Source organism: Spirilliplanes yamanashiensis (assembly GCF_016863475.1).
Lineage (GTDB): Bacteria > Actinomycetota > Actinomycetes > Mycobacteriales > Micromonosporaceae > Spirilliplanes > Spirilliplanes yamanashiensis.
The window spans coordinates 121664-133411 of the sequence record NZ_BOOY01000030.1; the positions used below are offsets into that span (position 1 = coordinate 121664).

General features: G+C 73.8%; 14 protein-coding genes and 1 pseudogene. 9 read left to right on the forward strand and 6 right to left on the reverse strand.

What is annotated here, in order from left to right; all coding sequences use genetic code 11:
• The first annotated feature begins 5 nt into the window (after positions 1 to 5).
• Both Sya03_RS21450 and Sya03_RS21455 read left to right on the forward strand, forming a co-directional pair.
• Complete coding sequence (locus tag Sya03_RS21450; RefSeq protein ID WP_203940157.1) at positions 6 to 773, forward strand: SigB/SigF/SigG family RNA polymerase sigma factor; 768 nt, start codon at positions 6 to 8, stop codon at positions 771 to 773.
• An 8-nt stretch (positions 774 to 781) separates the two neighbouring features.
• The gene (locus Sya03_RS21455; protein WP_203940158.1) at positions 782 to 1141 is read left to right on the forward strand and encodes a hypothetical protein; all 360 of its coding nucleotides are present in this window, start codon (positions 782 to 784) and stop codon (positions 1139 to 1141) included.
• Between the two features lie 24 nt (positions 1142 to 1165).
• Here Sya03_RS21455 and Sya03_RS21460 read toward each other — a convergent pair whose 3' ends face one another.
• Positions 1166 to 1732, reverse strand: a complete 567-nt coding sequence (locus tag Sya03_RS21460; RefSeq protein WP_203940159.1) for a hemerythrin domain-containing protein — start codon at positions 1730 to 1732, stop codon at positions 1166 to 1168.
• Between the two features lie 322 nt (positions 1733 to 2054).
• Between Sya03_RS21460 and Sya03_RS31890 the strand changes: the two are divergent.
• Positions 2055 to 2309: pseudogene (locus tag Sya03_RS31890) on the forward strand (alpha/beta fold hydrolase); the annotation flags it as partial.
• Positions 2310 to 2657: 348 nt separating this feature from the next.
• Here Sya03_RS31890 and Sya03_RS21470 read toward each other — a convergent pair.
• Positions 2658 to 3332 (reverse strand): DUF6766 family protein, encoded by a 675-nt coding sequence (locus Sya03_RS21470; RefSeq protein WP_203940160.1) that lies wholly within the window; start codon positions 3330 to 3332, stop codon positions 2658 to 2660.
• A gap of 97 nt (positions 3333 to 3429) precedes the next feature.
• A complete protein-coding gene (locus Sya03_RS21475; protein WP_203940161.1) occupies positions 3430 to 3837 on the reverse strand; it encodes a hypothetical protein in 408 nt (135 codons plus the stop codon).
• Positions 3838 to 3979: 142 nt separating this feature from the next.
• Between Sya03_RS21475 and Sya03_RS21480 the strand changes: the two genes are divergently transcribed.
• The 3 genes from Sya03_RS21480 (at position 3980) to Sya03_RS21490 (ending at position 6292) form a co-directional block, all read left to right on the forward strand.
• Entirely contained in the window at positions 3980 to 4765 is a 786-nt protein-coding gene (locus Sya03_RS21480; RefSeq protein ID WP_203940162.1) for a SigB/SigF/SigG family RNA polymerase sigma factor, read from the forward strand.
• Positions 4766 to 4879: 114 nt separating this feature from the next.
• Positions 4880 to 5389, forward strand: a complete 510-nt coding sequence (locus tag Sya03_RS21485) for a CAP domain-containing protein (protein ID WP_239107736.1) — start codon at positions 4880 to 4882, stop codon at positions 5387 to 5389.
• 123 nt (positions 5390 to 5512) lie between these two features.
• Positions 5513 to 6292, forward strand: coding sequence for a mechanosensitive ion channel family protein (locus Sya03_RS21490; RefSeq protein ID WP_203940163.1), 780 nt, complete (start codon positions 5513 to 5515; stop codon positions 6290 to 6292).
• A gap of 73 nt (positions 6293 to 6365) precedes the next feature.
• On the opposite strand, the gene Sya03_RS21495 is transcribed toward Sya03_RS21490, so the two are convergent.
• Positions 6366 to 6734: a DUF6401 family natural product biosynthesis protein gene (locus Sya03_RS21495; protein WP_239107737.1), complete on the reverse strand. Its 369-nt coding sequence runs from the start codon at positions 6732 to 6734 to the stop codon at positions 6366 to 6368.
• A 147-nt stretch (positions 6735 to 6881) separates the two neighbouring features.
• On the reverse strand, positions 6882 to 8729 hold the full coding sequence (locus Sya03_RS21500) for an MFS transporter (RefSeq protein WP_203940164.1): 1848 nt from the start codon (positions 8727 to 8729) through the stop codon (positions 6882 to 6884).
• Positions 8730 to 9068: 339 nt separating this feature from the next.
• Here Sya03_RS21500 and Sya03_RS21505 point away from each other — a divergent pair, with 339 nt between their 5' ends.
• The 3 genes from Sya03_RS21505 to Sya03_RS21515 are packed head-to-tail and all read left to right on the forward strand — an operon-like array spanning position 9069 to position 10424.
• Positions 9069 to 9500 (forward strand): universal stress protein, encoded by a 432-nt coding sequence (locus Sya03_RS21505; protein ID WP_239107738.1) that lies wholly within the window; start codon positions 9069 to 9071, stop codon positions 9498 to 9500.
• Between the two features lie 48 nt (positions 9501 to 9548).
• Entirely contained in the window at positions 9549 to 10004 is a 456-nt protein-coding gene (locus Sya03_RS21510) for a hypothetical protein (protein WP_203940166.1), read from the forward strand.
• Between the two features lie 54 nt (positions 10005 to 10058).
• Positions 10059 to 10424 (forward strand): hypothetical protein, encoded by a 366-nt coding sequence (locus tag Sya03_RS21515; RefSeq protein WP_203940243.1) that lies wholly within the window; start codon positions 10059 to 10061, stop codon positions 10422 to 10424.
• A gap of 25 nt (positions 10425 to 10449) precedes the next feature.
• Here Sya03_RS21515 and Sya03_RS21520 read toward each other — a convergent pair whose 3' ends face one another.
• A complete protein-coding gene (locus tag Sya03_RS21520; protein WP_203940167.1) occupies positions 10450 to 11718 on the reverse strand; it encodes an MFS transporter in 1269 nt (422 codons plus the stop codon).
• Positions 11719 to 11748 lie beyond the last annotated feature (30 nt).

Consider the following 11748-nt stretch of genomic DNA (forward strand, 5'->3'; position numbering starts at 1 on the left):
GCACCATGACCGCCGTACCGATTCACGAGAGCCGGGCCGACGCCCTCATCGACGCGCTCGCCGGGCACCCGGCGGGCACCGCCGGGCACGACGCCGCCCGCGCGGCCGCGATCGAGGCGTGGCGGCCGATGGCCCGCCGGCTCGCCCAGCGCTACGCCCGCAACGGCGAGAGCCTCGACGACCTGGTGCAGGTCGCGTCCATCGGCCTCATCCGCGCCGTCGACCGGTTCGACGCCGGGCGGGGCACGCCGTTCACCGCGTTCGCCATCCCGACGATCGCGGGCGAGATCAAACGGCACTTCCGCGACCGCACGTGGGCGATCCGCGTTCCCCGCCGCCTGCAGGAACTGCGGCTGGCCATCACCACCGCCGACACCGTCCTGTCGCACACCCTCGGCCGCAGCCCCACGGTCGCCGACGTCGCCGCCCACCTCGGCATCACCGAGGAGGCCGTCATCGAGGGGCTGGAGGGCGCCCGGGCGTACCGCACGACCTCGCTGTCGACGCCGACCGGCGCCGACGGCGGCATCGAGCTCGGCGACACCCTCGGCGCGCCCGACGCCGGGTACGAGGCGGTCGAGCAGCACGAGAGCCTGCAGCCGGCGCTGGCGACGCTCGACGAGCGCGACCGGCGGATCATCGCGCTGCGGTTCTACGGCAACCTGACGCAGGCGCAGATCGCCGCCGAGCTGGACCTGTCGCAGATGCACGTCTCCCGGCTGCTGCGCCGGGCGCTGAGCCGCCTGCGCGCGACCATGGACGCCGAGCTCTGACGGCCACGGTGACCGTCCTGGCCGCGTACCGGACGGACCCGGCCCGCCTGCGGCACCTCGTGCGCGGCATGGCGGTCCTGGACCGCGCCGCCTTCACCCGGCTCTACGAGGCCCTGTCCCCCGCGGTGACCGCCGGCCTGACCGCCCTCATGACGGACCCGGCCCGGGCGCGGGAGTTCACGGCCGCCGCCTTCGTCGAGGCGTGGCAGACCGCGAACGCCCACACCGCCGACGAGGACGTCGCCGGGTGGATCACCGGCGTCGCGATGATGTTGGCGCTGGAGGCCGGTCCGGACACCGAGGCGGACGACGAGCCGGTCGACCGGCTCGCCTCCCTGCTGGCCGGCGGCCGGTCCCAGCTCTGCTGACCCGCGCCGGCGCGCGGCGCCCGCTCAGCGGGTGGCGCGGCCGGTGAGCTTGTCGCGCAGCCGGTCGACCAGGCCGACGCCGGGGCCCACGAGCTTGTGGAACAGCTCGCTGTTGGGCGCTGCGGGGTGCGGCCGGGTGGGCGCCAGCTTCTTCGCGGCCTCGACCATGCCGGCCAGCTCGACCAGCTCGTCGGCCGGGATGCGGCGGCGCAGCTCGGGGAACTGCTCGGTCTCCTCGTCCTGCACGTGGTCGGCGAGCTGCGTCTCCAGCCGGCGCAGCGCCGCCTCGAACTCGGGCGTGGACACGTCCGCCGACTCGAGCTCCTTCATCGCCTTCTCGAGTTCCTTGTGCTCCTCGATGTCGTGCTCGACGGCCTTCTCGCCGTCGGGCAGGTGCTTGCGCATGGCCGGGTAGACGTACATCTCCTCGGCGACGGCGTGCCGGACCAGCTCGCTGATGCAGGTGTCGATGAGGTCGCGGCGCATCATCGGGTCCTTGATCGTCCAGACCTCGCCGATCAGGGCGACGGCGTCACGGTGGTCGGCGGTGAGGACGTCGACGACGTCCTGGCGGGACTGGCTGGTGGTCATGGTTTCCTCCGCGAACGGGCGCCGGGCTGGACGATCCCCGGCTACCCCGCCCCGGGCGTTCTAGTCATGCGGCGCGACCGGCGTGGGAGCGGGCGGCGCCGGGTACCCCACCGGGATGCGACTGCCGCGCACCGCCCGGATGAGCCCCGCCCAGCGACGGCTGATCCACGCCGCCCCGGACCCGGCCGGCGGGTTCGTCAGCGGCACGGCGACGGCGCACGGCCTGCGCCTGCACGTCCGGCACCGCCCCGGCGCGGCGGGGACGGACGGCGCGGCGCCGTGGGTGCTGCTGCACGGCCTGGCCGTGTCGCACCGCTACCTGATGCCGACGGCGGCCGCCCTGCCCGGCCCGGTGTACGTGCCCGACCTGCCCGGCTTCGGGCTGTCCGGCACGCCGCGCCGGGCGCTGAGCACCGAGCAGCACGCCGGCGTGGTGGCCGCCTGGATGGACCAGGCGGGGGTGCGCGCCGCCGCGGTGCTCGGCAACTCGTTCGGCTGCCAGGTCGCCGTCGAGCTGGCGGTCCGGCGCCCGGACCTGGTGGGCGCGCTCGTGCTGGTCGGCCCGACGGCCGACCCGGCGGCGCCCACGATGCTGGGCCAGGCGGCCCGGTGGTTGCGTGACCTCGTCGGCGAGGACCCGCGCCAGGCGCCGATGATCGCCGGGGACGTCCGCGACGCCGGCGTGCGCCGGGTGGTGGCGACCCTGCGGCACTCCGTCCGGCACCACATCGAGCGGCGGCTCCCGCTGGTCCAGGCGCCGGTGCTGGTGCTGCGCGGCGCACGACCCCATCGCCCCGGCCGGCTGGGTGGCCCGGGCGGCCGCGCTGGCCCCGGCCGGCACGGCGGGCGAGGTGCCGGGCGCGGCGCACAACGCGGTGACGACGGCGGGCACGCGGGTGGCGGCCCTGGCGGCCGCCTTCGTCGCTCAGCCCTCGACGCCCGTGGTGTCGTGAGCCGAGCCGACCGGCTTGGACTCGGGCGACCCGCGCTGGCGCAGGTAGATCGACAGGATCGCCATGGACGCGACGGCGAGCAGTTCCGACTGCCAGTTCTGCAGGGTGCGGTTCCAGAAGTCCGCCTCCAGCAGGTACGCCCCCCACGGCACCGGGTCCTGCAGCCGGCGCAGCTGCTCCTCGTTGTAGGCGGCCGCCCCGGCGACGGACTGGACCAGCCACGACAGCAGGAAGATCAGGCCCATCACCAGGCCGAGGGAGTTGGAGTACACCCCCAGCCGCCAGCCCCGCGCCCGGGCCCACGCCGGGGAGTCCGCCCGGGCGTGCTCCCCCACGTGCTGGTCGGCGTCGGGCTCGCGGCCGACCGCGTCCAGCGGCTTGGACTCCGGGGAGCCCCGCTGCACCAGCCAGACGGTCAGCGTCACGAACAGGAAGAACTGCAGGTACTCCGACTGCCAGTTCTCGGCCACGTCGACCGCGAAGCTCGCCGAGGTCAGGTAGCGCCCGAGGGACACCTCCGCCAGGCCGTCGGAGCGCAGCTGGTCGTTGTAGTCGGCGTGGCCCGCGAACGCCTGGCCGACGAGCGCGAGCAGGAACAGCACCCCGAACACCAGGCCCAGGGAGTTCTGCCGCAGGAACCGGCGCATGGTCTCCCCCCTCACCGGTGCAGCAGCCCGAGCGTCAGCAGGTACGCCAGGCCGGCGCCGATCACGACGAGGCACAGCACGAACAGGGCACGCACGGTCAGCCTCCCTGCAGGGCGCAGTCGTAGGGGCGGCCGTCGCCGCGGCCGGTGCAGCCCGCCGCCACGACCCGCCAGCCGCCGGGGAACGTGCCGAGGAAGACGGTGTCGGTCGCGGTGACCACCCGGGCCGACTCGCCGTACACGTCCACGGCGGTGACGGCGGCCGGGGCGGGCAGGTCCTCGGCGCCGATCGCCGCCGCGCACGGCGTGCCGGCGGACGACTCCAGCTCGGCCCGGGTGTCCGGCGCGAGCAGGGCGCAGGCGGTGGCGCCGTCGCCGGCCGTCGCCGCCTCGGCGAGCTGCCGGGCCACCGCCGCGGCGGCGTCGCCGCGTTCGTCCGGGTGGGCGCAGCCGGCGGTCGCCGCCAGGCCGCACGCGGCGACGGCGAGGAGGAGCCGTCTGGTCATGGGTGCCCCTTTCCCGCTTCCGATCTTTCCTATTCCTGCCGGCCGGCCGACGGAAAAGCGGCACGCGGGACAGGTTTCAAGCAGAGCCGTCCGGGTCAGATTGCTTGCCGTCCTGCAACGATCACCGACCTGGAGCGCCCCCATGAGCCTCGCCACGACGGACGTCGCCACCCACCTCGGCACCGACGAGCTGGAAGCCGACGCCCTGATCCGGGAGCTGGCCGGCCTCCCCGCCGGCGCGCCGGGCCGCGAGCGCCTGCGCGAGCGCGCCATCGAGTCCTGGGTGCCGATGGCCAACCGCCTCGCCCGCCGCTTCAGCGGCCGCGGCGAACCCACCGACGATCTCCAGCAGACCGCGACGGTCGGCCTCATCAAGGCCGTCGACCGCTACGACGCCGACCGCGGCATCGACTTCGCCGCCTACGCCATCCCCACCATCATCGGCGAGATCAAGCGCCACTTCCGCGACCGCACCTGGTCGGTGCGGGTGCCGCGCCGCCTCCAGGAACTGCGCCTGGCCATCAACGACGCCAACAACACCCTCACCCACACCCTCGGCCACGCACCCACCGTCGCGGACATCGCCGAGCACCTCGGCGTCACCGAGGAGGACGTCCTGGAGGGCCTGGAGGGCGCCCGCGCCTACCAGGCCACCTCGCTGGCCACGCCGGCCGGCGACGGCAGCGGCAGCATGGAGCTCGGCGACACCCTGAGCGAGGACGACCGCGGCTACGAGCTGGCCGAGCTGCGCCTCGATCTGGGGCCCGCCCTCGCCGCGCTGGACGAGCGCGAGCGGCGCATCCTCACCCTGCGCTTCTACGGCAACCAGACGCAGACCCAGATCGCCGAGCAGATCGGCATCTCCCAGATGCACGTGTCGCGGCTGCTCACCCGCGCCCTCGGCAAGCTGCGCGCCCGGATGGCGTGAGCGGGGGCCGGGGCCGGCAACCGCACGACACCCCAAGGCTCACGGCCGCACACCGAGGCGCTCCGGCGGGGCGCCGAATGTGGTTGACGTGACCCGGTGACGCCCACCGGGTCCGTGAACCGAAAGGGCCCCGCCACCGTGCTGTCGACGACGACGCGCCGCCTCGCACTGCTCGCCCTGGTCCCGGCCATGCTGCTCGGCTCGCTCATGATCGCGACGCCCGCCTCCGCCGCCACCGCGACGACCACCCTCGAGTCGCAGATCGTCGGCTACACCAACTGGCAGCGCAAGGCCCACGGCTGCGGCCCCGTCCGCCTCGACAACCGCCTCGCCCTCGCCGCCCGCGGCCACAGCTACCACATGGCCCGGACCGGCCGATTCAGCCACACCGGCTTCGGCGGCTCCTCCTTCGGCTACCGCATCACCTACAAGGGCTACACCGCCCCGCTGTCCGAGAACATCGCCTGGGGCTACCGCGACGCCGCCACCACCGTCCGCGCCTGGATGGCCTCCCCCGGCCACCGCCGCAACATCCTCAACTGCAAGGCCAAGGCCGTCGGCGTCGGCGTCGTCTACAACACCCGCGGCCAGGCCTACTACACCCAGGACTTCGGCTGGCGGTGACCCGCCCGCACCGTCCTCTTCGGGCGGCGATCACGAGAATGCATTGATCCAAATCGGTGTAGAGAAGGGACGTCAGGGTAGCCAGGAGTCACCAACCTGAAAGATTGCTGAAGGAGTACAACCATGGGTGACAGGGTCATCGGTGGACTCGGCGACGCACTTCGCGCCATTCTGCTGTTCCTGCCGAAGGCGCTCGCCTTCGTCGCCATCGTCATCATCGGCTGGCTGATCGCCAAGGCCGTGCGCAAGCTCGTCGACAAGATCCTCGAGCGCGTCGGCTTCGACCGCGTCGTCGAGCGCGGCGGCGTCAAGACCGCCCTCGCGAAGTCCAAGTATGACGCCAGCGACATCGTCGCGAAGATCGCCTACTACGCGATCATCCTGTTCACCCTGCAGCTGGCCTTCGGCGTCTTCGGCCCGAACCCGATCTCGACCCTGCTGACCTCGGTCATCGCCTGGCTGCCCAACGCCTTCGTCGCGATCATCATCGTGGTCGTCGCCTCGGCCATCGCCAAGGGCGTCAAGGACCTGATCGGCAACGCGCTCGGCGGCCTGTCCTACGGCCGGATCCTGGCCAACGTCGCCAGCATCTTCATCCTGGGCCTGGGCGTCATCGCCGCGCTCAACCAGATCGGCGTCGCCACCACCGTCACCACCCCGATCCTGATCGCCGTGCTGGCCACCGTGGCGGGCATCCTGATCGTCGGCGTCGGCGGCGGCATGATCAAGCCGATGCAGGCCCGCGCCGAGCAGTGGCTGAGCCGCGCCGAGGACGAGACCCGCGCCGTCACCACGCAGGCCAGCGCCTACCAGGCCGGCCAGGCCGCCGCCGACACGCAGGTCGTGGCGCCGGCGAGCACGACCGAGCCGACGCAGACCCTGCCGGTGGACCGCTCGTACTGACCGGCACCGCAACGCTCCCCCGGGGGCGGGACCCGCACGGCGGGTTCCGCCCCCGCGGCGTGTCCGGGGCCGGTCAGACGGCGGACTCGGCGAGCACGCACACCGCCAGCAGCCGCACCGACGGCCACGACGCCCGCCGCCAGTCGCCGGCGACCACCTCGTCCGCGGACCAGCCCGCCGCGGCCGCGCGGTCGGCGACCCCGTCGGCGTAGGCGGCCAGCAGCACCCGGCGCACCCGGCCGGCGCCGTCGGCGAGGGCGTCGCGCACGTGAGCCGCGTGCTGGTCCACCTCGGCCAGCAGGCCCGGCACGGCCTTCAGCGCCGCCATGCCCGTGGCGCCCAGCCGGGCGCGCCACTGCCCGAGCGCCAGCTGCGCGGCGGCGAGCACCGCCGGGGCGATGCGGTCGTCGCGCGCGAGGTCGTCGTCGTGGTGGCTCCCCATGCCGACCGACCGTACAAACCGGGCAACCGGCAGGGCAACGCCCGGGCCGGGCATCGCCCGCATTTTCAGCCGTTCAGCCCACGTGCACCCTCGGCCGCACGCACACCGGCGGCGGGTCCTCACCGGACCCGCCGCCCGTGCGCGGCGTCAGCGCCGCGGACCATCCCCCTCGGCCGGTCCGGCGCCGTCGCCGGCCGGCCGGGCGGAGAACATGCGTTCCTCGTCCAGGGCCGTGGTCTGCACGACGAGGACGTCGCAGAGGGCGTTGCGCACCACGTTCGCCGGGACGGAGCCCAGCATCTGGCCCTGGGCGGCGCCCAGGCCGCGGTTGCCGACGACGATGAGGTTCGCCGGGTTGGTGCCGACCGCGTCCAGCAGCGCCTGCGCCGGGTCGCCCGCCACCAGCCGCTGCTCGATGTACCGCGCCCGCTCGCGGGTCAGGCCGGACACCGACTTCTCCAGCGCCGCGCGGGCCACGTCGACGCCGTACAGGTCGCGGTGCACCGGGGTGTCCGTGCTGGCCGCCGCGCCGGACCCGCCCTCGCGGTAGGCGGTGACGACGACCAGCCGGGCCTGGGCGGCCTGGGCCACCTCCGCCGCGCGGTCCACGGCGTACAGGCTCGTCGGGGTGCCGTCGGAGCCGACCACGACCCGGTCGTACACGGTGATGCTGCGCCGGGCGCCCAGCGGCACGATCGGCGACTCGTCGACCTCGTCCGGCGGGTTGACCCAGAGCATCGCCACGGCGCCGATGGCGAGCAGGACGCCGGCCAGCATGATCGCGTTGCTGCCGCGGCTGTCGAGGAGGTTCTCGAAGATCCAGCCGAAGGTGACGGTCTGGATGAGCATCGGCACCACGATCATCATGTTCAGGATGCCCATGTAGACGCCGGTGCGCTTGGCCGGGACCATGCTGGCGACCATCAGGTACGGGATGCCCACCGCGCTGGCCCAGAAGATGCCCAGGCCGATCATCGGCACCAGGGCGACGTACTGGTTCTCGATCTGCGCGAGCCAGATCAGCGCCACCGCGGCCAGGCCGAGGGCGACGGCGTGCACCCGCTTCGCGCCGATGCGGGCGGCGAGGCCGACCAGGAACAGCGCGGAGATCATGGTGACGAAGTTGTAGGCCGCGTTCTGCAGGCCGCTCCAGCCGATGGCCTCGTCCCAGCGCGGCCCGCCCTCCTCGGGCGTCGCGTCGAAGACGGTCTCGCCCAGGCTGACCGCCAGGAACTGCCAGTAGATGAACATGGCGTACCACTGGAACATGAACACGACGCCGATCTTGTGCATGGCGACCGGCATGACCTTCACGGCGGACGCGATCTCGGCGACCGCGTGGTGCAGCCCCTTGGGGGCGTTGCGCGCCTCGGCGATGTCCTCGTCCGACGGGGTCAGTTCCTTGGTGCGCGCCATCGCCGGCAGCACCGTCAGCAGGATGCAGACCGTGCCGATCATGAAGCACACGTACATCCAGTAGGGCACGCCGTTGCCGGCGTTCTGCTGCAGCGGCGACACCTTCTCCAGGATGAACAGCGACAGGTTGGCCAGCACCGCGCCGGCGCCGGTGAACATGCTCTGGGTGAGGAAGCCGCGGGCCAGCTGCGATTTGGGCAACCGGTCGGAGATGAACGCCCGGTACGGCTCCATCGAGGTGTTGTTGCCGGCGTCGAGCAGCCAGAAGCAGATGACCGCGAGCCACAGGATCCCGACGAACGGGAACAGGAAAAGAATGATCGCGCAGAGGATCGCGCCGGCCGTGATGAACGGCCGGCGGCGGCCCCACCGTGGATGCCATGTCCGGTCGCTGATCGCCCCGATCAGCGGCTGGATGATCAATCCGGTGACGGGTCCGGCCAGATTCAGGATGGGGAGTTGATCGGGCTCCGCACCGATGAGCAGGAACAGCGGGTTCACGGCCGACTGGGTGAGGCCGAAGCTGAATTGAACGCCGAAGAAGCCGAGGTTCATCATCAGCAGAGCAGGCCCCGTCATCAGGGGTTTGTGCTCGACCTGCCCCGCGGGCGCCGGGACGGATTCCGTTGTGGTGGTGGCCATGGCAACCCCTTCGGACGTGATCCACGCCAGACCTTCGATGCGACGCTAAACCCGCCGCCGACGGCCCGCAACCGACGCCGGAGATCCTTTTCTCCCCGTTTCCCGGCGGCATTCTTCCGCCCCCGCCGGAGGCGAATTGGCAAGCCACCGTTCACCATGAGAACAATCGGCACACGTCGACGCCCGGAGTTCGTCTGCGCTCGACGCGCCGCACGCCGTGTAATAGCGTTTCCAGTCGACAGGGCGCCGGCCGGGCGCACCGGGAAGGAGCCGACGGTGAGCGCATGGAAGACCATCGTGGTCGGGGTCGACGGCTCGCCCGGCAGCCGCAAGGCGCTGACGTGGGCCGCCGCCGAGGCCGCGGGGCACGGTGCCGATCTCGTGGTCGTGAACGTCTGGGAGCACACCCTGCTGCCGCCGGCGGGCAGCGTCAGCGTGTCGGAGCACTACGTGCCCGACCCGAGCCAGCGCACGGCCGACGAGCTGCTCCAGGTCATCAAGGACGAGCTCGGCGACGACCCGCCGGTGCTCGTCCAGCCGCAGGTCAAGCAGGGCCGGCCGGCGAAGGTGCTCATCGACGAGTCGGCGGGCGCCGACCTGCTGGTGGTGGGCAAGCGGGGCCACGGCGGGTTCGCGGGGCTGGTGCTCGGCTCGGTCAGCCAGCACGTCGCCGCGTACGCGACGTGCCCGGTGACCGTCGTCCACTGACGCCGCACGCCGCCGTTTCGTGCCCGGCATTCCGGGCATGCGCCGCGGATGGGCGACGATCGCGCGGCCGGCGACCGCCGGGTGACCCTGGACGACCTGGGGGCGTGGCTGGTGAAGGGCAACGCGGACCACGCCGACCTGGCGGGCCGCTTCGGCCGGGACCCCGCGGTGGACAGCTGGTGCGTGCAGCGCAGCTACCGCCTGGCGCTGATGGCGGCGGGCCAGCCGGTGGTGTTCTGGGCCAGCGGCAGCCGCAACCGCCGCCTGGCCTACGGGGTGTGGGGCGTCGGGCGCCTGGCCGGGCCGGCCACGCTGAGCCCGGACGGCCGGTGGCGGGTCCCCCTGGCGCTGTCGGTGTGGCCACCGGAGCGGTGGGTCGGCCGGGCCCGGTTGCAGGCGGACAGCCGGCTGGCCGGCCTGGAGGTGTTCCGGCTGCCGCAGGGCTCCAACCCGTCGTACCTGACGAAGGCGCAGTTCGCGGCCCTGCACGACCACCTGCCCTGACACCGGGGACGTCCGGCCCTGCCGGGGGTCCGGCCGGCGGCGCAGGCTGGTGCCATGACCACCGCGACCCGCCCGCCCACGACCCGCTCCCCCGCGACGGAGCGGCCCGTGTTCGTCCCGGTCCGGCACGGCGACCGGCCGGTCGGCGCCTTCGTCGTCGACGCGGGCGAAACCACGTTCGTGCCGGTGGTGGACGTGACCCTGCTCGCCGTGATCGGGCTCGCCACCGCCGCGGTGACCGCCGCCGCCGTCGCGCTGGGCGCGTCCCGGCGGCGCCCCGCCATCGGCGCCGTCACCATGGGCCCCGGCGGCTGGGTGAGCCTGCGCAACGCGGCCGCCCCGGCGCTGCGCCCGCAGGCCGGGCGGCCGTGGTGGGCGCGGCTGCTGCGCGCGCACCGGCTCGTCGTCGCGCACCGCTGAGCGCCGGCCGTCAGGGCACCTGCCGTCACGGCACCGAGCGGATCCGCCCGACGAGCACCGCGCCGAGCAGCGTCACGGCGGCCCCGACGGCGTAGAGCACCGGGTAGCCGCCGAGGTGGACGACGATCGGCGCGGACAGCGCGGGGCCGAGCACCTGCGGCGCTGAGTTGGCGACGTTGATGATGCCGAGGTCCTTGGCGCGCCCCGCGGCGCCGGGCAGCACCTGGGTGATGAGGGCGGCGTCCACGGACACGTAGATCCCGTACCCGGCGCCGAGGATCGCGGCGGCGGTGACGGCGCCGGGCCACGTCGGCCGGACGGCGAGCAGCGCGGTGGCCGCGGCCATCACCACGCCGGACCAGATCACGTACACCTTGCGCCGGCCGGAGCGGTCGGACAGGACGCCGCCCAGCACGGTGGTGGCGACCAGCGCGAGCGTGTACACGCCGATGAGGACGAGCACGCCGCCCTCGGGGTCGGGCAGCCGGACGGCGTCGGTGAGGAAGTACAGCAGGTACAGGGTGCCGATGGCGTTGCCGAGCTGGATGGCGAACCGGGTGCCGAACGCCCAGGCGAAGTCGGGGTGCCGGCGGGGGCTGACCCAGAACCCGGTGAGCGTCTCGCGCCACGGCGGCACGTGCGCGGGCGGCAGCGGGTCGTCCGGGGTGGACAGCGTGAACGGCAGCGCCAGCAGCACCGTCAGCGCGGCGACGGTGAGGTAGCCGGCGGTCGTGCCGGACACCACGGCGGTGACCAGCACGACGCCGAGCACGAGCCCGGCGACCTGCGGGATGCCCACCCAGCCGGACACGGCGCCGCGCTGGGCGACCGGCACGCGGTCGGGGACGGCGGCGGTGAGCGTCGCGAGCATGGCGTTGAGGCACACCTGGGCGCCCGCCCAGCACAGCGCCACCCCGGCGATCGTGTGCTGCCCGGCGAGCAGGGCCAGGCCGAGCGCGCCGAGCACGGCCCCGCCCAGCGTCCACGGGTGCCGACGGCCCAGGGCCCGGCCGCCGAGGCGCAGGGTGGTGCGGTCGGACAGGGCGCCGGCGAGCGGGTTGGCGACCAGGGCGGCGAGCGCGCCGAGGCCGGTGACCCAGCCGAGCATCACCTCCTTGTCGGCGGGGGCGATCTGCTCGATCTGCTGCGGCAGCAGCACCTGGATCGGGGTGAAGAAGGCCATCCAGAGCCCGAGTCCGGCCAGGCTCAGCAGGGCCACCCAGCCGCGGCGCACCGGGACGCCCGGCTCGCGCAGGGCGGGCGGGGCCTGACCGGCGGGCGCCTGTGCGGTCATGCGCACCTCGACAAACGTGAATGGTGCTCG

Excerpts from the sequence above, each read along its gene's own strand:
- Sya03_RS21450 (WP_203940157.1), top strand. The coding sequence starts at position 6 with ATGACCGCCGTACCGATTCACGAGAGCCGGGCCGACGCCCTCATCGAC.
- Sya03_RS21520 (WP_203940167.1), bottom strand. The coding sequence starts at position 11,718 with ATGACCGCACAGGCGCCCGCCGGTCAGGCCCCGCCCGCCCTGCGCGAG.
- Sya03_RS21515 (WP_203940243.1), top strand. The coding sequence starts at position 10,059 with ATGACCACCGCGACCCGCCCGCCCACGACCCGCTCCCCCGCGACGGAG.
- Sya03_RS21475 (WP_203940161.1), bottom strand. The coding sequence starts at position 3,837 with ATGACCAGACGGCTCCTCCTCGCCGTCGCCGCGTGCGGCCTGGCGGCG.
- Sya03_RS21495 (WP_239107737.1), bottom strand. The coding sequence starts at position 6,734 with ATGGGGAGCCACCACGACGACGACCTCGCGCGCGACGACCGCATCGCC.
- Sya03_RS21470 (WP_203940160.1), bottom strand. The coding sequence starts at position 3,332 with ATGCGCCGGTTCCTGCGGCAGAACTCCCTGGGCCTGGTGTTCGGGGTG.
- Sya03_RS21490 (WP_203940163.1), top strand. The coding sequence starts at position 5,513 with ATGGGTGACAGGGTCATCGGTGGACTCGGCGACGCACTTCGCGCCATT.
- Sya03_RS21500 (WP_203940164.1), bottom strand. The coding sequence starts at position 8,729 with ATGACGGGGCCTGCTCTGCTGATGATGAACCTCGGCTTCTTCGGCGTT.
- Sya03_RS21510 (WP_203940166.1), top strand. The coding sequence starts at position 9,549 with ATGGGCGACGATCGCGCGGCCGGCGACCGCCGGGTGACCCTGGACGAC.
- Sya03_RS21480 (WP_203940162.1), top strand. The coding sequence starts at position 3,980 with ATGAGCCTCGCCACGACGGACGTCGCCACCCACCTCGGCACCGACGAG.
- Sya03_RS21460 (WP_203940159.1), bottom strand. The coding sequence starts at position 1,732 with ATGACCACCAGCCAGTCCCGCCAGGACGTCGTCGACGTCCTCACCGCC.